General features: G+C 50.3%; 12 protein-coding genes. 8 read left to right on the top strand and 4 right to left on the bottom strand.

What is annotated here, in order from left to right; genetic code table 11:
* Positions 1–31 precede the first annotated feature (31 nt).
* Positions 32–796, top strand: a complete 765-nt coding sequence (locus BM202_RS12620; protein ID WP_093826525.1) for an SAM-dependent methyltransferase — start codon at positions 32–34, stop codon at positions 794–796.
* An 81-nt stretch (positions 797–877) separates the two neighbouring features.
* Here BM202_RS12620 and BM202_RS12615 read toward each other — a convergent pair whose 3' ends face one another.
* Together BM202_RS12615 and BM202_RS12610 are read right to left on the bottom strand one after the other, a co-directional pair.
* Complete coding sequence (locus BM202_RS12615; protein ID WP_093826523.1) at positions 878–1,447, bottom strand: type 1 glutamine amidotransferase domain-containing protein; 570 nt, start codon at positions 1,445–1,447, stop codon at positions 878–880.
* A gap of 201 nt (positions 1,448–1,648) precedes the next feature.
* Positions 1,649–2,506, bottom strand: a complete 858-nt coding sequence (locus tag BM202_RS12610) for a helix-turn-helix domain-containing protein (protein ID WP_093826521.1) — start codon at positions 2,504–2,506, stop codon at positions 1,649–1,651.
* A 199-nt stretch (positions 2,507–2,705) separates the two neighbouring features.
* Here BM202_RS12610 and BM202_RS12605 point away from each other — a divergent pair, with 199 nt between their 5' ends.
* The 5 genes from BM202_RS12605 (at position 2,706) to BM202_RS12585 (ending at position 9,768) form a co-directional block, all read left to right on the top strand.
* On the top strand, positions 2,706–4,040 hold the full coding sequence (locus BM202_RS12605) for a cytochrome ubiquinol oxidase subunit I (RefSeq protein ID WP_093826519.1): 1,335 nt from the start codon (positions 2,706–2,708) through the stop codon (positions 4,038–4,040).
* A 4-nt stretch (positions 4,041–4,044) separates the two neighbouring features.
* Positions 4,045–5,070, top strand: coding sequence for a cytochrome d ubiquinol oxidase subunit II (locus BM202_RS12600; protein ID WP_093826517.1), 1,026 nt, complete (start codon positions 4,045–4,047; stop codon positions 5,068–5,070).
* A 100-nt stretch (positions 5,071–5,170) separates the two neighbouring features.
* Positions 5,171–6,103 carry a carbon-nitrogen hydrolase family protein gene (locus tag BM202_RS12595; RefSeq protein WP_093826515.1) on the top strand — a complete coding sequence of 311 codons (933 nt, stop codon included), beginning with the start codon at positions 5,171–5,173 and terminating at the stop codon, positions 6,101–6,103.
* Between the two features lie 142 nt (positions 6,104–6,245).
* Complete coding sequence (locus BM202_RS12590) at positions 6,246–9,200, top strand: ATP-binding protein (RefSeq protein WP_093826513.1); 2,955 nt, start codon at positions 6,246–6,248, stop codon at positions 9,198–9,200.
* A 370-nt stretch (positions 9,201–9,570) separates the two neighbouring features.
* Positions 9,571–9,768: a hypothetical protein gene (locus tag BM202_RS12585; RefSeq protein ID WP_177236575.1), complete on the top strand. Its 198-nt coding sequence runs from the start codon at positions 9,571–9,573 to the stop codon at positions 9,766–9,768.
* Positions 9,769–9,978: 210 nt separating this feature from the next.
* Here BM202_RS12585 and BM202_RS12580 read toward each other — a convergent pair whose 3' ends face one another.
* Positions 9,979–11,646: a RagB/SusD family nutrient uptake outer membrane protein gene (locus BM202_RS12580; RefSeq protein ID WP_093826509.1), complete on the bottom strand. Its 1,668-nt coding sequence runs from the start codon at positions 11,644–11,646 to the stop codon at positions 9,979–9,981.
* Positions 11,647–11,659: 13 nt separating this feature from the next.
* Positions 11,660–14,740 carry a SusC/RagA family TonB-linked outer membrane protein gene (locus BM202_RS12575; RefSeq protein ID WP_093826507.1) on the bottom strand — a complete coding sequence of 1,027 codons (3,081 nt, stop codon included), beginning with the start codon at positions 14,738–14,740 and terminating at the stop codon, positions 11,660–11,662.
* Between the two features lie 374 nt (positions 14,741–15,114).
* Between BM202_RS12575 and BM202_RS12570 the strand changes: the two genes are divergently transcribed.
* Complete coding sequence (locus tag BM202_RS12570) at positions 15,115–16,035, top strand: alpha/beta hydrolase (RefSeq protein WP_093826505.1); 921 nt, start codon at positions 15,115–15,117, stop codon at positions 16,033–16,035.
* Positions 16,036–16,073: 38 nt separating this feature from the next.
* Positions 16,074–16,835, top strand: coding sequence for a rhamnogalacturonan acetylesterase (locus BM202_RS12565; RefSeq protein WP_093826503.1), 762 nt, complete (start codon positions 16,074–16,076; stop codon positions 16,833–16,835).
* Positions 16,836–16,837 lie beyond the last annotated feature (2 nt).

The raw sequence follows: 16,837 nt of genomic DNA, 5'->3' as shown, positions 1-16,837 counted from the left end.
ACCAGAACATTTACACAAAAACTTTCAGACAATGACTATTGATATTAATAACGAGTGGTACGTTGATTTTTTCTCCGGCCTGAACTGCGAGATGTGGGAAAAAGCAACTACGACCGAATGGACCCAACAGGAAGTTGATTTCCTGATTGATACGTTGACAATCAAACCCGGCGACCACATTCTGGATGTTCCCTGTGGCTTTGGGCGGCACACACTTGAGTTGGCAAAACGAGGTTTCACTATGACGGGCATCGATATTTCGGCTGACTATATTCAAAAGCTAAACGAGCAGGTTGAAGCAGAACATCTCCCTGTTCAGGTGATTCTGGGGGACATATTAACCACTAAACTTGAGCGCTTTTTCGATGGCGCTTATTGCCTGGGAAACAGCTTTGGCTATGTCGATTATGCGGGAATAACTGCTTTTGTAAAGAACGTATCAGACGCCTTGACACCGGGTGCCCGCTTTGTCATCAATTCGGGTATGGTGGCGGAGAGTATTTTACCCAATTTTCCAAAAACAGGCCACTACGTGCTCGGCGACTTGATCATGGATATCCGAAATGCCTACGTGGTGGGTGAGAGTTACATGGCGACTGAGCTTACGTACACAAAGGGAGGCCGGTCAGAAACGCACTCCTTCAAGCACCACGTATATACGCTTTCCGAAATAAAACGTTTGCTGGCCCGCTATGGATTGCGAACGATTGCCGTCTATAACTCGACGGAAAAGCTGGATTATCAACTGGGGGATCAACAGATGTATTTGGTAGCTGAAAAACAGGCAATTCGTTGAGAACTGTGGTGCGATGCTCGACGGAAGTTTCGTAACAAAAAAGACCGACCCTGCTGGATCGGCCTTTTTTGTTATATGAGTTTAGGCATGTTGCCGCTCGTGTTTTCCTTCCCGGATTTCTTCAATCATTTTCCGATTGAAGGCCGGTATATCGTCGGGCTTGCGACTGGTTACCAAGCCCTGGTCCGTCACCACTTCTTCGTCTACCCAGTTAGCACCTGCATTGCGAAGGTCAGTCTGAATTGATGGGTAGGAGGTCAACTTCCGACCTTTAACCACATCGGCTTCAATAAGCAATGTCGGCGCGTGGCAGATAGCGGCTACCGGCTTATGGGCTTCAAAAAAGTGCCGGACAAACTGCACGGCTTTTGGGTCCATTCGGAGCTTATCGGGGTTCATGACGCCACCCGGTAATAGTAGAGCATCATACTGATTTGGGTCGGCTCCGGCAATGGGCAGATCAACCGGGAACGTATCGCCCCAGTCCGTTTCATCCCAGCCTTTCACTTCGCCACCTTTCAAGCCAATCAGGTGCGTAGTAGCACCTGCATCATCCAGCGCCTGACGTGGTTCCGTCATTTCGACCTGTTCAAATCCATCGGTTAGCAGAATCGCCACCTTCTTTCCCGTCAATCGTTGCTGCGTTTCCATATTACATTGAGTTGTTAGTTATGCTTGTAAGAACTATATAAAAAGCAGAAAGTTATCGAAAATAAGCCTGTGAGTAAGGTGATCTGATGGATGGATTTATATAGAAATGGAGGGATGCACCTGACCGTGAGCCTACATGTTTTCGTGCTAAGAAAACGCGCGATCAGTGGCCGTTGAAGAACTTGGTCAGGAGAAATACGGCTAAAGTGTCTGCCGGAATTCCGCGGGCGTCTGGCCCGTGTGCCGTTTAAAGAAGCGAACGAAATAAGACGAGTCTTCGAAACCTAACTGAAAGCCAATTTCTTTCACCGACTGGGCCGTGTGCGTCAATAAACGCTGCGCTTCAATAACGATACGTTCGTGGAGCAATTGACTGGCCGTTTTACCCAGTACTTTTTTGCAGATATGATTGAGGTAATTCGGTGTCAGGTTCATTTGTTCGGCATAGGTGCTTACCTCCCGAACTGTTAAAAACTGCCCTTCCAGCAGTTCTTCATATTGCCGGATTCGATCATACAATTGTCGTTCGGTCAGAATCCGGGGTTCACTATACAGTCGGTTGGCGGTTTCCAGAATGATGTGCACAAACGACTGAAATACGTCTGCCCGATTCGGTTGATCCTGTTCATACTCCGCGTAAGCATAGGCAAACAAATCGCTGAACAACTTTTCCTGGCTGCCCGCTTCCAATAGCGGTAAATGTTGATGCGAGTGAAAAAAAGGATATTGATAGAGTCGGTGCCCGAGTCGGTTGTGGAAAAAAGGGGCATCAAAAAATAAATTATATCCCTGCGCATCGGCGGAAAGATTCCAGCTATGCACCTGCCCCGGCGTCAGGAAATACAGTTGATGAGGCTGTATATCGTACGTTTTGAAGTCAATGGTGTGCGTGCCGCTTCCCTGGCTGAGCCACATGATCAGGTAGAACGTATGCGAATGCGGCTTGTCGATGCCCTTGAACTCCTGCACCAGTTTTTCCAGCCGGGTCATGTAAAAAGGCGCGTTGGGCTGGTGCCGGGGAAACGCCTGAAGTTGATAAACCGGGACCTTTGCTGACATGAGCTGAACGTTGGGCAAGCCTTGTTGAGAGTGCGCTGAAAACCCGCGCCAAATCAACGCAAAACCATTGGTTTGTCCTATAGAAGTGTAGAATTGTGGTTTTATGGTAACCTGCCAACCAGTAGATTTGTGGACCCTGTTCTGCACACGAACGTAGCAGATAGACAGGGGCGTAATCACCTGATAATCGGGTTTTACAATGGATGATTTTATAGCTGCACGGTCTCAGATGGCCCTATCGCTGGGCTTTCACATCATTTTTTCCTGCATTGGCATGGTCATGCCGTTTTTTATGGCCGTATCGCATTGGTACTGGCTCAAAACCAATAAAATAGTTTATAAAAACGTAACAAAAGCATGGAGCCAGGGCGTCGCTATTTTCTTTGCCACCGGCGCGGTATCCGGCACGGTTCTATCTTTTGAGCTGGGCCTGCTCTGGCCCAAATTTATGAATCATGCGGGGCCTATTTTTGGTATGCCTTTCTCGCTGGAAGGAACGGCTTTTTTTATTGAGGCCATTGCGCTGGGTTTTTTCCTCTATGGCTGGGATCGCTTCAACCCCTGGTTTCACTGGGTTACGGGCGTCATTGTCGGCATTAGCGGACTAGTATCAGGTATTCTGGTGGTAGCCGCCAACGCCTGGATGAATAGCCCGTCGGGTTTCGACTACGTGAACGGGCAGTATATCAACATCGATCCGATCAAAGCCATGTTCAACGATGCCTGGTTCTCGCAGGCGTTGCACATGTCCATTGCAGCGTTTGCCGCTACGGGTTTTGCGGTAGCGGGTGTTCATGCGATCATGATTTTGAAACATAAAAATGTCGAGTTCCACACAAAATCCTTCAAGATAGCCGCCGTGTTCGGGTGTATAGCGGCTCTGTTGCAACCACTAAGCGGTGACCTGTCGGCGAAGTACGTAGCACGAACCCAACCCGCTAAGCTGGCGGCTATGGAAGCGCACTTTCATACCGAAAAATCGGCGTCGCTGCTGATCGGAGGTATTCCCGATACCAAAAATAAACGGGTGGATTATGGGTTGAAATTACCCGGTTTGTTGAGCTTTATGGCGCATGGAAATTTCGATGCCGAAGTAACCGGACTCGATCAGATTCCAATTCAAAATCAACCCCCGATCGCCATTACGCACTACGCTTTTCAGATAATGGTTGGGTTGGGTATGCTGATGATGGCCCTATCAGGCCTCTATTTTCTGGCGTTGTGGAAATATCGTAACTGGCTTAGTAGTCGTTGGCTGCTCAACCTGTTCGCCGTTGCCACACCGGCCGGGTTTATTGCCGTTGAGGCCGGCTGGACAGTTACCGAAGTCGGCCGCCAGCCCTGGATTATTCAGGGGATCATGCGAACCGCTGATGCCGTCACGCCGATGCCGGGAATTATTTACTCGTTTTACCTCTACACGGGCGTCTACGTATCGCTGGCGCTGGTGGTTATTTTCATGTTATACCGCCAAATTCGAATGGTCGGAAAACTGTATGACTTGCCCGCTACGTCCAACCAACTAGTTCACTAAAGCTATGTTATACGTTGTCATCGGGTATTTATGGGCCGCCATTTTATTGTATCTGCTACTGGGTGGTGCTGATTTTGGCGCAGGTATCATTGAATTTTTTACGTCCGAAGCGAATCAGAGCCGCACCCAGAAAACCCTTTATCGGGCCATTGGTCCCATCTGGGAAGCCAATCATATGTGGCTCATTATCACGGTCGTCATTCTGTTTGTAGGTTTCCCGGCTATCTACGCTACCATGTCAGTCTATCTGCATATTCCCCTGACCATCATGTTGTTGGGAATTATCGCCAGAGGAACGGCTTTTGCCTTCCGGCATTACGACGCCGTTGTCGACGATATGCAGGGGCTCTACAACCGTATTTTTGTCTACTCCAGCTTCATTACGCCCCTATTTCTGGGCATCATCGCCGGAAGCTCGGTTTCAAGCCATATCGACCCAATGGCCACTACGTTTCTGGACGCGTACGTCTACAGCTGGCTGGATTGGTTTTCGGTGTCCGTTGGCTTATTCACGGTCACGATCTGTGGGTATCTGGCCGCTATTTACCTGATCGGCGAAACCGCTAGTCATGGCGAACGTCAGCGATTTATGCGGAAAGCGCGCTTCATGAATCTGGCGGCTGTCGGTTGCGGAGCACTGGTGTTCGTCGCGGCCTACGCGGAAGGTATCCCCTTGTTCAACTGGGTGTTTGGCAACTGGATTGGTCTTACGGCGATCTCGGCCGCTACGTTGTCGCTGGTGCTCATGTGGTATTTATTGGTGAAGGGTAAGCGCTACATCGTGCGGGTGCTGGCGGGATTTCAGATCACGATGATTTTGCTGGTCACGACAATCCATCATTTTCCGAATATCGTTTTGCTCAAAAATGGGGGCTACCTTTCCTTGCTGGAACACCGGGGCCACGACAAAACGATTGAGTCGCTTGGCACGGCCTTATTGCTGGGAAGCGTCTTCATTCTGCCCGCGCTGTTCTACCTGATCTACAGCTTCCAGAAAAAAGCGCATGCGCCACTGAAACAGAATTTTTGAACACAGAGTCACAGAGAACACAGAGTGAAAATGAAAACCAGCAATTTTTACTCTGTGTTCTCTGTGGCTCTGTGTTCAAAAAACTACCCAAGATATCTCTATGATTCATAAATGTGTCAAGGTGGGTGTGGTGCAGGCCACACCTGCACTGTTTGATCTGGAAAGGAGTGTCGATCTGGTTATTGACTGGATTAAGAAAGGCGTCAGTGAAGGTTGCGAGCTTTTACTTTTTCCGGAATCATTCATCCCCTGTTACCCACGAGGATTAACCTTCGACGCCGTTATTGGCCGACGTACCGATAAAGGACGTAGCACGTGGCTGGACTATTGGTCGAATAGTATTGAAGTGGGGGCCGATGCCTTCAATCGAATTCGTGAAGCTGTAAAAAAAGCGGGAATAGTCGTGGCCCTTGGCGTTACGGAACGAGACCCAACTGGTGGGTCACTGCATTGCTCGCTGCTCTATTTCGGCAAAGATGGTACGTTGTTGGGTAAACACCGGAAACTAAAACCGACGGGTCTGGAACGCTACATCTGGGGCGAAAGCGATGGTAGTTCGCTCGTTAGTTTCGACACCGAACTGGGCAAAGTTGGCGGCCTGATCTGCTGGGAAAATTACATGCCCCTCGCCCGAACGGCCCTGTATCAGAAGGGAATCGAGATTTACCTGGCGCCAACCGCCGACGCCCGCGAAACCTGGCAATCGACCATGCAGCACATCGCGCTGGAAGGGCGGTGCTTTGTGCTGGCCAGTAATCAGTACGTTCGCAAAGCCGATTACCCCGAAAAATACCAGGATGATCTTCTGAACGAACCCGACATTATGAGTGCGGGTGGCAGCGTTATTATTTCGCCGATGGGGGAGGTGCTGGCCGGACCGCTCTGGAATCAGGAAGGATTACTCACCGCCGAACTGGATTTTTCGGTGCTGATCAAAAGCAAAATGGACTTTGATTGCGTAGGCCACTATGCTCGCCCAGATGTGTTTAAATTGAACGTAGTGAATCAACCTGAGACGTTAAAAGTCGGGTAAATTAAAAAAGAAAGCTACTTCTGGTATAGATTTATTCTGATAGTATACCTGAATAATAGTCGCCTGTATATTTCAAACAAATCAGTAACTTTAACACCTTTCTTCGCAAAGTCTATTTGTTGGAATATTGCTCAATCCCAGGATGCGTATCCTCTTTTTACTGATTTGTTTATCTTTATTAGTATCTACCATACAGGCTCAGCCAACTACCGACAGCCTGGCTAACTTTTGGTCGGCGGTAACACCGAAGAAACAATATCCGGCTGATCCCAGGAAAATTGAGCAGTTAATCAACTGGTGTCAGCAGGAGATACCACCAACGGATCTGCCCTGTCTATCCGGGCCAAACCGGAGCAACCAATCGAATACTCAACACGGACTGTATCCTGCATTGCAAGCCCAACTCAAAGCAACGCCTACCTGTAATGAACAGCAACTACGTTCCCTGGAAGCACAGGCAGGAAATACACACGATGCCCGTTATGTGTCAGGATTGATTTTGCGGGCTTCCTATTACGTCATTCGTAGTGAATACAGCACCGCCCGGCGGTACGGTCAGCAGGCTGTTCGGCTCGCCGATTCCCTGCAAACCCTGCAAGGCTGGGCCAAACTTGTTCAGGCACGTGCGCTGTTTGGCCAGGAAACGAATTTTTCACTGGCCTACTCGCTGCTCAATCAAGCGCTGGATTTGTCCCGTAAGCAACACGATCCGTATCTGGAAGCTAATGCCCTTTCGTTGCTGGGGGTAATCAATCGACGAATTTATTTCGGGGCATCGCTCAAAGCCGTACCCTATCATCTGGCTGCGCTGAAAATTGGCATTGCCCGGCGGGATACCGTATTGATGGCGCAGGAAACCCTGGCGTTGGCGTTTAATTATGAGGATGCCGGTCGAATCGACAAGTGTATCACGTATATGCTTCAGCTACTTCCATTGGCTAAGGGCCAGCCCCGGATAAAAGCCCGGTTGATGATCGTCGCCAGTCATTATTTGCCGAACCATTTAGCCGCTCAGAAGGAATTACTGTTACAGAAAAGTCTGCAATACTCTACGTTAACGGGCGAAACGCTGTACCTGGAGTACATATACCATGATTTGTTTGAGTTGCTTATAGCCAATAACCGCATTAAAGAAGCAACGCACATCGCCAGTCAAATCGATTCGCTCGACCGAGTTTTGGCTCCGCATCGATCCTACTCGGAGTCGATAGCGCTGATCTGGTACCAGCTCGCTAAAAAAAACGGCGATAAGGCCGGTGCTTTAGCCTACCTGGAAAAGGAATACCAAAATGTGAGCCGTCGCTATCAGACCCAGAATGCGGCTGCACTTTCGCAATGGGAAGCTATTTTTCATACCGAAGAGCAGGATTTATTGCTGAAGCAGCATGAACAGGAGCATACCTATCTGATCATCGTTATTGCGCTGGTAACGCTTCTGCTGGTAACGACTGGGGTGGCGCTGTATTTTCAGAATAAAAGCCAGCGGGCCGTTCGTCGGCAGATGGTACTGACCGAGGCACAGGCTGACCAGTTGCGTCAGGTCGATGCTTTGAAAAGCCAGTTCTTTGCCAACGTATCGCATGAGCTACGTACACCGTTGACCTTAATTCTGGCGCCGTTGGGTAGTTTGCTCAAGCAAGCACCGACCGACGAACGTAGTAGCGAACTTCTCCGGACAGCGCAACAAAACGCCCGTCGATTGCTCGATCTGGTCAACGAAATTATGGACCTTACGAAACTCGAAGCCGGGAAGCTGGAATTGACCAACGAACCGGTGAATTTGTGTGTGCTGATGAGTCGGATCGTGGCTAATTTTAACTCGCTGGCCCATCAGGCTGCTGTTCAGCTCCGGTTGAATTACATTGCAGATGCCGATCTGGTAGTTGAGCTGGACGCCAATAAGTTTCAGAAGATACTCGATAATCTGCTGATCAACGCCTTTAAATTTACGCCGTCGGATGGGCATATTACGGTAAGCGTGACCGAACAGCCGACCCAGATTCATATCGAAGTAAGTGACACAGGGCGGGGGATTTATCCGAATGATCTTCCGCATATATTCGACCGTTATTTTCAGAGTAAGCAACCCGGTTCGCCGAGCGAAGGTGGCACGGGTATTGGGCTGGCCCTGTCGGCGGAGTTTGCCAAATTGCTGGGTGGTACATTACGGGTGGATAGCCAGTGGCAGCAGGGTACTACGTTCTATCTGGAAATCCCTAAACGCCCTGTAATACCAGGAATCGCTACGTTGGTTCCCATTGAAGAAGCCGATGAGACCGACATAATGCCCGGCATCAGCCCATCCATGCCGTTGCTTACGCACACAGACCATCGGAAGACGACGCTGTTGCTGGTAGAAGATGATCCTGGTCTGCGTCACTACCTGACGGCAATTCTCCAGCCCAGCTATACGGTGCTGGCAGTTCAGAACGGACGGGAAGCCCTCGACCGGCTTGCTATGTTACCAATGCTACCTTCGCTGATCATCTCCGACCTGATGATGCCGGTGATGGATGGCTTTCAATTGCTGGAAGCATTGAAACGTAGTGATACGTACCGACACCTCCCGGTGGTGATGCTGACGGCCCGCGCCGATAAAGTGGATAAACTCCAGGCACTACGGCTGGGCGTGGATGATTACCTGCTGAAGCCTTTCGATGAAGATGAGTTAACGGCCCGCGTAGCGAATCTGCTTTTGAATTTGCAGCAGCGTCAATTGCTGGCACCCGTCGGTATCGACGCTGCCGATGAGCCGGAACCGGTTCCGCTCATGTCGAGGGTGGATATGAACTGGCTGGAACGACTGGAGCGACAGGCGCAGGAGCAACTGAGTCAGTTTGATCTGACGGCCGATCAACTGGCCGATGCGTTATCGGTAAGCCGGAGCACACTGTTCCGGGAAGTGAAGCGGCTGACGGGCCTGACGCCCGCCCAATACATTACCGAAGCGCGATTGCAACACGCCCGTCATCTGCTGGAAAACCGGCAGGTAGCCTCGGTGAAGGCACTGGCACAACAGGTAGGGTTGCGCCAGGTCAAACACTTTTCCAGTACGTTCAAAAACCGCTTTGGTAAGCTCCCCTCCGATTATCTGTAGGGTCAAACCCGAACGTCTCCGCGACGGTCGCTTCCTGCGGGAAGCGACCGTCGCTGTTTATGGGCGACGAAAAAAAAGGGTAGAATCGCCAACTGTTACGTGTATGGGTCACGATTGATTTGCTGACTTTGGCCATCTGATACGTTTGTGGGCTTAAATTGACACGCTGGTGGGCTATCTGATACGTTTGTGGGCCTAGATTGACACTCAGGTGGCTGTCGTGACTAGTAGTTTTGTTGACAGGTTTAGTGGTAAACGAACTACCACTGTCTCTTCTGACTACCTGTTTTCCTATTCACATAAATTGGATAAACCTTCCTCTTTGTACCAGCCCAGCAGCAACGCTGGCCGCTCACATGGGTGGCCACGTTTGCTCTGGCTACATCTCCTCGTATACGCCAAAGACCTGTTGACGCGCCTTATTGACCCTATTCTGGGAATTGTAGCGTACGGTGTCTTGTTGGCGCTACTCTGCTATCTGCTCTGGCGAAACGGGCTTTATCAGGACACGCTGGAAAGCTACTACAATCCGGCTAAAACCGTCCTCCTCAAACAAGTGAACGAGTGACGTAGCGCGACGATGGTTGGAGGAGGTGGGGATGAAATTTGGATTGATACTAATTCAGATGCCGACAGAATCGACTAGTTTACCAAGCAACTAATAGACGATTGGCTTCTGGTAAAGCTTTGACTAACATTCTTTCCGGAAGCCCTTTCGCTATAAAAAACAACATCCCAAAGAGTTTACCTCTTCGGAATGTTGTTTTTTAGTTAATGCTTAATAGCCAGGATTCTGAGCAAAATCTCCCTGGTTCAGATCGAGGGCACGGGTGGGAATCGGCCGTAATATCTTGTTCTGATTGCCGACGCCCAGGAATGGATCGACACCGTTATTATACCATTTATTCACATCCTTATTGTACTGGCGAGCGCGGGCAATCAACGTGCCAGTACGTTTGAGATCGAACCAGCGGTGATATTCGCCCACCAATTCCCGGCCCCGTTCGTCCAGAATGAAGTCAATCGTTACGGCCGACGCATCAATTTTCATGGCGGCTTCAGACCCGGGTTTGGCGGCTCTGCGCCGTACTTCGTTGATACGTTCGGCGGCAGTAGCGGTGTTGCCGGATTTGAAATACGCTTCAGCCGCCAGTAAATACGTCTCGCCCAAACGAGCTATAAAGAGATCCCGCGTACTGGTATTTCCCCCGAACTGCGCCGTAGGATCATCAAATTTCTTAACCGAGGGTGTAAAGTTGTCCAATGTTACCGTCTGACTGGCTTCCCAGAGCGTACCTGAATACGGGTAAACTGTTGCGCCGTTCCGATGCGTTGGGTCGGCGGCTTTCCAGGCAGCAATGGCGGCTGGCGTATTAGCCCATTTCGGTGGATAATAATATTTGACATTCAATGTGTTACGTTCATTTGGTCGGGTATAATAATCGTAATACCGCTGATAGAACATGATCATGAACGTAGCGTCGAAGCGGGCATCAATCTGCGTGAACAGATCGAAGGTATACATCGTCGGGCAAAGGGTGTACGTGCGGTACGGATAGCCTTCAACAGCGCCCTGACCGCCAAAGTAAGGACCAAAAAAAGCAGCCTGCGAGTTTCCGCCCGTGGTGGCGGTTGGTATGGATGTGGCATCCCATTGGATCGAGAACAGAATCTCGCTGTTCTTCTCGTTGCCGGGGAAAAACAGGGTTTCAAAGGATGTAGTGAGCGTTTGCGACGCAATGGCAGCATCGGCGAACGTAGCGGCTGTCTTGAAATCATTGGCACCGGCAAAGGTTTCGTAGCCGCGTGTCAGGTAGATTTTCGCCAGCATATGCCGGACGGCCCGTTTCGTGACACGACCAAAGTTCGGCGTCGTCTCAGGTACCAGGTCCAGAGCTTCCGTCATCTCTTTGATGATAAAATCATACACTTCCTGGGCTGAATTTCGCTTGAATGACTCAACAGGGGCCGTGAAACGATCCGTTACCAGGCCAACGCCACCAAAGGTTTGCACCAGCAAAAAGTAATCATAGGCCCGCAAAAATTTCATTTCGCCTTTCCGAGCTGCCAGCGTGGGTACATTCGTCGTCTTCTCGTTGAAATAAAGGGCCGTGTTCGTGAGCTGAATCGACTTGTAGACGTTTGTATAAAACGCCAGCACTTCGCTATCATCGGGGATCAGGTTCCGGTATTCGCTCAAACCCTCGGGCTGCGTTGAGCGCCCCGTTACGTACATATCCGTGCCAGCACAGAAAATCCAGGGTTGGGCATAAACGGTACGCAACGACGAGTAAGCTGCATTGATCAGTTTCTCGTAGCCTTCGTTGGTAGTATAGTACTGATCGGCAACGATATTCGACTTATTCTGTTCTTCCAGGAAATCTTTACAACCGCCTGCCGATAGCAATAGACAAAGGAGCAGACTTACAATTTTTATGGTCTTCATGAGTTGGTCTCGATTAAAATTTGAGGTTCAGGCCAAACTGATACGTAATGGTGCTAGGACCTGTATTATTGATGGAGCCGGTCGTTGTATTGTTGACCGACGAGCTGGTTGTCGGATCGATACCGCTCGCATATTCAGGGTCGAACCCATCGTATTTGGTCCAGACGAACGGATTTAGTACGTTGGCATACACACGCAGGCTTCTGATACCCACCCGTTGCAGGAGCGTTGAGGGGAGTGTATAGCCCAGCACGATGTTCTGCACTTTCACGAACGATACATCCTTGTAGAAACCTACGCCCGAAACGCCGGTCCAGTAGGGGCCAATGTTGTTGGGTTGCGGATACGTATTGGACTGGCGGGTAGGCGTGACCTTGTTGGCCGACATGTAGTAGTCGGTATAAAGTTTGTCGGTACCCCGATCCGAATAGTTCAGGAACTGGCTATGGAAGGCGCTGAATACCTGATTTCCCTGACGGGCAAACAACGACGTCGACAGGTCGAAGTTCCTGAATGTAAATTGAGTGGAGAAACCACCCGTCCATTTTGGATCTTTCTGTCCGATGATGGCCCGGTCGTTCGTACTGCTGATCTTCCCATCGTTATTCAGGTCTTTCACTTTTGCCTGCCCCGGCGACTGGCCGAATTTCAGGGCTTGCTCGCGTTCGCTTTCCTGCCAGATACCATCAAAAACATACGTGTAGTTGACATTGATCGGCTGGCCGATGAACCACCAGTTACCCACCAGATCTTCCTTTTTGTCCAGCAGATCGACGATGGCGTTTTTGTTGCGCGACAGCGTAAACGACGTATTCCAGGTGAAGTTTTTGGTCGATACGTTCACCGTTCGGAGCGAAAACTCAATCCCTTTGTTGCTCACTGATCCCACGTTGTCTTTAATGGAGTTCCAGCCCGTTTCGATCGGGATGTCACGGTTCATCAGCACACCTCTCGACAGCTTGTCGTAGAGGTCGATCGTACCGGAAATACGGCCGTTCAGGAAAGCGTAATCCAGTCCCAGGTCAAACTCGCGGGTCCGTTCCCAGGTGAGCGATGGGTTCGGCAGGCGGCTGGGTGCGTAGCCAAGTGCAACCGTTCCGCCGTAGTCATAAAACGCGGGATCGCTCAGCGTCATCTGGCTTTCGTAAGGGTTGATATTGTTGTTGTTCCCCGCCACCCCGGCGCTGAAACGGAGCTTCAGTTCAGTAATGTAACTCGCTGATTTCAGGAAGTTTTCGTCGGAAATCTGCCAGGCAACTGCCGCCGATGGGAATGTAGACCATTTGTGACCATCAGCCAGTTTCGACGAGCCGTCCCAGCGGGTAGCCAACGTAGCGTAGTACTTCCCTTTGTAGGAATAATTCAGGCGGGCCATGTACGACATGATCGAAAACTGACTGAACGCACTAACTCCCGACTGGCGGTTGGTTGACGAACCGAGGTTGTAAAATGACGAATTAAACGGCAGGTCATTCACCCGAAGGCCATCACTTTCGAAGCGGTCTTTCTGCATGCTATACAGACCCGTTACCGTAAAATTGTGGTCGCCGATGGTTTTGCGAATTGTAGCGATGTTGTCGAAAATGTAGGACAGCGACTGCTGATTCATGCGCTGCGCATCCGGCAGCAAGCCTTCGCCTACCCCCGTGAGCGAACCCCAGTAGCGGCCATTTCGCTCAAAATTCATACTGGGTGAGAACGTCGATTTTAGTTCGAACCAGCTTACCGGGGCGAATTTCAGGTAAATGTTTCCGACGCCGAACATCCGGCGGGTGTTGTTTTCGGTATTGGGAATTTCGAGCAATGGATTCACCGTACTGGTTATGCTCGATATGGTCGAACTGCCCGGTACCGGAATCTGGCCGGGCCGGAAAATCAGATTGCCATTGTCGTCGTAGGGCTTGAAGATAGGAGCCATGTTGAACGCATTCCGAACAGCGTCATCGCTGCCGCGCTCGGTTTCGGTCAGGGAGAGGTTTACGCTCATCCCCGCCGACCATGTATCATTGATTTTGCCGTCGAGGCTGGCCTTGAAATTATACCGTTCAAGGTCTTCGTTGAGCAGATTGCCTTTCTCTTTCTGATATCCGGCTCCAATCAGGTACTGAATGGCATTCTTGTCGCTGGCGCCCGAAAAGGTCAGCCAGTGGTTGGCCTGCGTTCCGGTACGTAGCACCAGGTCACGCCAGTTGGTGTAGTCATTGTTGGCGACCCGTTGCAGAACGAGCGGGTTACCCAGTGAGCCAATCGTGTTGTCGTAATTGGTACGTCCGGCGATTAACTCCGGCGAAATGAACGTATTCTGGCGATATTCCCACCATTCCGGTCCGGTCATGAAGCGAGGCATACGCGCCACCTCACGAATACCCATGTAGCCATCGTACGAAATAGTGGAGCGTCCTTTAACCGATGCGCCCCCTTTTGTCGTTACCAGAATTACGCCATTGGAGCCCCGCGATCCGTAAATCGCCGTGGAGGCCGCATCTTTCAATACGTCCATTTTGGCAATATCCTGCGGATTCAGAAAGTTGATATCCGGGACAATAACCCCATCGACCACGTAAAGCGGCTGACCACCCGCCAGGGAGTTCTGCCCGCGAATCTGAACGGAATAATTGCTACCAGCCCGGCCAGAGCCTGCCGAGATATCGACCCCCGCAATCTGGCCCTGAACGGCCTGCATGGGGTTAACCGTACCGCGTTCGGCGATGGTTCGGCCTTCAATGCTACCTACCGCTGTGGCGACTTCTGCTTTTCGCTGGGTGCCATATCCAACGACCACGACTTCGTTCAGTGATTTGGTGTCGGTTTTCAGGACGATGTCCAACGTCGTGTTGTTGCCTACCGATACGTCCTGGGTGATGTAACCGATGTACGAGAAAATCAAGGTAACGCCCTGGCCAGAAACGGGGAGTGTATATTTTCCGTCGGCGTCGGCGGTGGTTCCCTGCTGCGATCCCTTCCGGACAACACTCACCCCCGGCAAGGCCCCGCCCTGTTCATCGGTCACACGCCCCGTAATCTGCCGCGTTTCCTGCGCCTGAACCGCGACTACAAACAGGAGCAATAATAAAGTAGATAAGATGTGTTTCATTAGCCTTGGGATTTACTTTTTTCAAGAAAGAAGCACTAGTTAAGCAGTCCTTTTTTAATCTATTTTTAACAAGGCTACATCCCTTTAGGCATTTTCTCAAGGTATTATTTGATTATTTCTACGCAATCGTTCCCGGCAACGTTTGCAGTTTGTCTCTTTCTAAGAATGTTCTGACTTATTACAATTAGGGTGGGCTGATGCAGAACAAATCCCCAGGAAAAATTGACTTGTACTAGAGTAGTATTATTTTATGTTCAGTTTTTTTACGAAGCGGAATACATTCCAGAAATGCACTGGGGCAGTGATTACTGGAAACCCGATAAGAAATTGACGAAAAGCGCTTCTTAAGTTAATCTCCGCCAACTCAACGCTTCATGCGACGAACCTACGTACTCACGATCTTTCTCTGGCTAGTAAGCTTTTGCGCAAAGGCGCAGGATTTTATTCCGTTGTGGCCTGCCGGTAAAATGCCCAATTCAAAAGGGTTGATGCTCAAAGACAGCATTGCCAACGAGCGGATTTATCGGGTTGGAACACCGGGCATGTATGCCTTTTTTCCGTCTGCGCAGGAGAATAAAGGGGCGGCCGTCGTGATCTGTCCCGGTGGCGGTTATGAACGACTGGCTTATATCATCAGCGGGTGGCAACTGGCCAAGTGGTTCAATACAATGGGTATCAGCGCGTTTGTGCTCAATTACCGCCTGCCAAATTCCCCTGATCTGAAGCAACGCGAACTGGGACCCCTTCAGGATGCCCAGCGAGCGATGCGACTTATCCGTGCGAATGCTGCACGATGGGGTATCAAAATGGATAAAATAGGTGTCCAGGGAACATCGGCGGGCGGGCATCTGGCGGCTTTATTGTCTACAGCCACGACCGACGTATCAGCCATCGGCGACTCAATCAGTCAGCGGGCATTCCGGCCTGATTTTACCATTCTTGTCTCCCCCGTGATCACGATGGGTCCGTATGTCCACGTTGGCAGTCGAAAAAATCTGCTGGGACCAAATCCCTCGAAAGAGCTGCTGGATAGGTATTCGCTGGAAAACAGCGTAACGGCCACAACACCTCCCTGCTTTCTGGTCCACGCCTTCAACGATACGGGGGTAGACCAACGTAACAGTCTGCTGTATTATCAGGCTCTGGTTGAGAAGAAGATTCCATCCAGTCTGCATACGTTTCCGCAGGGCGGTCACGCCATTGCGCTACGTAACAATCCGGGTTCGACCCAGCAATGGGTAACGTTGTGTGAAAGCTGGCTGCGGGAAATGAATTTTATTAATGACGTTAAATGATCTCAGATTTTTGCTGAAATAATTCTAACTACCCAACAATGAACCACCCCCGATTGCTCAGAATATTCTCACTACTTGGCTTGACAGCTATGCTGGCCTTTACGCCCCCACCCGCTAAGATCACCGTCTACCTCATTGGCGATTCGACCATGTCGATCAAGCAAATGAAATCGTATCCAGAAACGGGCTGGGGCATGCCATTCGTCTATTTTTTCGATGAAAGCGTAACCGTCGATAATCGGGCAATGAATGGACGTAGTACCCGAACGTTCATTGAAGAAAAGCGCTGGCAACCCGTGGCCGATAATCTGCACGAGGGTGACTACGTACTGATTCAATTCGGTCATAACGATGAAGTGCCTACGAAAAAAAGTTACACGACCGAAGCCGAGTTTCGGGCAAACCTGATTCGGTTCATTACCGAAAGCCGCGATAAGAAAGCTACACCGGTTCTTATTACGCCCGTTGCCCGCCGACAGTTCGATGCAGCCGGAAAGATTCAGGACACTCATGCGGTCTACGCTAATCTGGTGCGGAACGTAGCGACCGAATACAAAACGCCTTTCATTGATCTTAACAAACAAAGCCAGGAACTCCTGCAAACAGTCGGGGTGGAGAATTCTAAACTGCTGTTTCTACAACTGGCGCCCGGTGAACATCCAAACTACCCTGAAGGCAAAGAAGACAATACCCATTTTAATGAACTCGGTGCCCGGAAAATGGCCGAACTAGTGCTGGCGAACATCAAATCCTTACAACTCGACCTCGCCAATCGGATTGTAAAGCCGGAAAGCAAGTAAAT

Origin of the sequence: Spirosoma endophyticum (assembly GCF_900112365.1) — a bacterium.
GTDB classification, from domain to species: domain Bacteria; phylum Bacteroidota; class Bacteroidia; order Cytophagales; family Spirosomataceae; genus Spirosoma; species Spirosoma endophyticum.
The sequence above is the reverse complement of the archived record's forward strand: the minus strand, read 5'-3'. Positions and strand labels throughout refer to the sequence as shown.

Excerpts from the sequence above, each read along its gene's own strand:
- BM202_RS12620 (WP_093826525.1), top strand. The coding sequence starts at position 32 with ATGACTATTGATATTAATAACGAGTGGTACGTTGATTTTTTCTCCGGC.
- BM202_RS12615 (WP_093826523.1), bottom strand. The coding sequence starts at position 1,447 with ATGGAAACGCAGCAACGATTGACGGGAAAGAAGGTGGCGATTCTGCTA.
- BM202_RS12610 (WP_093826521.1), bottom strand. The coding sequence starts at position 2,506 with ATGTCAGCAAAGGTCCCGGTTTATCAACTTCAGGCGTTTCCCCGGCAC.
- BM202_RS12605 (WP_093826519.1), top strand. The coding sequence starts at position 2,706 with ATGGATGATTTTATAGCTGCACGGTCTCAGATGGCCCTATCGCTGGGC.
- BM202_RS12600 (WP_093826517.1), top strand. The coding sequence starts at position 4,045 with ATGTTATACGTTGTCATCGGGTATTTATGGGCCGCCATTTTATTGTAT.
- BM202_RS12595 (WP_093826515.1), top strand. The coding sequence starts at position 5,171 with ATGATTCATAAATGTGTCAAGGTGGGTGTGGTGCAGGCCACACCTGCA.
- BM202_RS12590 (WP_093826513.1), top strand. The coding sequence starts at position 6,246 with ATGCGTATCCTCTTTTTACTGATTTGTTTATCTTTATTAGTATCTACC.
- BM202_RS12580 (WP_093826509.1), bottom strand. The coding sequence starts at position 11,646 with ATGAAGACCATAAAAATTGTAAGTCTGCTCCTTTGTCTATTGCTATCG.
- BM202_RS12575 (WP_093826507.1), bottom strand. The coding sequence starts at position 14,740 with ATGAAACACATCTTATCTACTTTATTATTGCTCCTGTTTGTAGTCGCG.
- BM202_RS12570 (WP_093826505.1), top strand. The coding sequence starts at position 15,115 with ATGCGACGAACCTACGTACTCACGATCTTTCTCTGGCTAGTAAGCTTT.
- BM202_RS12565 (WP_093826503.1), top strand. The coding sequence starts at position 16,074 with ATGAACCACCCCCGATTGCTCAGAATATTCTCACTACTTGGCTTGACA.